The sequence below is a fragment of the Streptomyces alkaliphilus genome, assembly GCF_014141535.1.
GTDB classification, from domain to species: domain Bacteria; phylum Actinomycetota; class Actinomycetes; order Streptomycetales; family Streptomycetaceae; genus Streptomyces; species Streptomyces alkaliphilus.
The window spans coordinates 1-887 of the sequence record NZ_VKHT01001465.1; the positions used below are offsets into that span (position 1 = coordinate 1).

The following is an 887-nucleotide window of genomic DNA, read 5'->3' on the forward strand; positions in this document are numbered from 1 at the left end:
CCACCGGGCCGGTCGACCCCGCCGTGGCCGATCCCGACCGGACCGCCCCCCTGCCGGCGCAGCGCCCCGCCGGCACCGGCAACGTCCCCGCGACCGAGCGTCGTTACCGCGGCCCCGACAGCGCCCGGGCGGCCGAGCGTGCCCGGCAGGCCCGGATGGCCGTGGTCGGTCCGGTCACCGAGCGCTGGGCCCCCGAACAGGCCGGCCCCGTCTACGAGCACTGGCGACTGGCCCCGCCCGTCGGGCCCGCCGCCGACCTGTGGGCGCTGGGCGCCCTGCTCTTCCGCGCCGTGCAGGGCCACCCGCCCTATCCGGAGGACAACGTCCTGGAGCTGGTGCAGGCGGTGGTCTCCGAACAGCCCGCCTTCGCCGAGGAGTGCGGGGCGCTGCGCCCCGTGGTGGACTCCCTGCTGCGTCAGGACCCCACCGAGCGTCCCCATCCGGAGGAGGTCCGCGGCTGGCTGCGGTCGATCATCCGTTCGGCGCCCGAGCCCGACGTGGGCCGCCGCACGGTCACCGCGCCGCCCATGCTGGAGGCCGGGGCACCCGCCGACCCCCGCCGGCTGCCGGTGGTGCGCCGGCGGGGTGAGTTGGTCTCCCGTCGCAAACGACCCGCGTCCTCCCCGCACCGCCTGGGTTGGCTGTTGCTCCTGCTGGTGCTGCTGCTGTGCGGGTTGGCGGTGGCCGTCGCCGCGTTCCTGCTGCCGGAGTCGGACGAGAACGGGACGGGCGCCGGCGCCGCCCCGACCCCGACCGAGCCGCCGGTCGACCCCACCGGTGTCGGCAGCCCCGGCCCGCAGGAGCCGACCGGCCCCGGGGGGACCGGTGAGGACGGGGACGACTCCACCGCCGGGCCCACCGACCCGGACGAGCCCGGGGACGGGACG

At 78.4% G+C, this 887-nt stretch carries 1 pseudogene; it reads left to right on the forward strand.

Annotated features, from left to right (window positions below):
- Positions 1-23 precede the first annotated feature (23 nt).
- Positions 24-887, forward strand: a pseudogene (locus FNQ90_RS25125) (hypothetical protein); the annotation flags it as partial.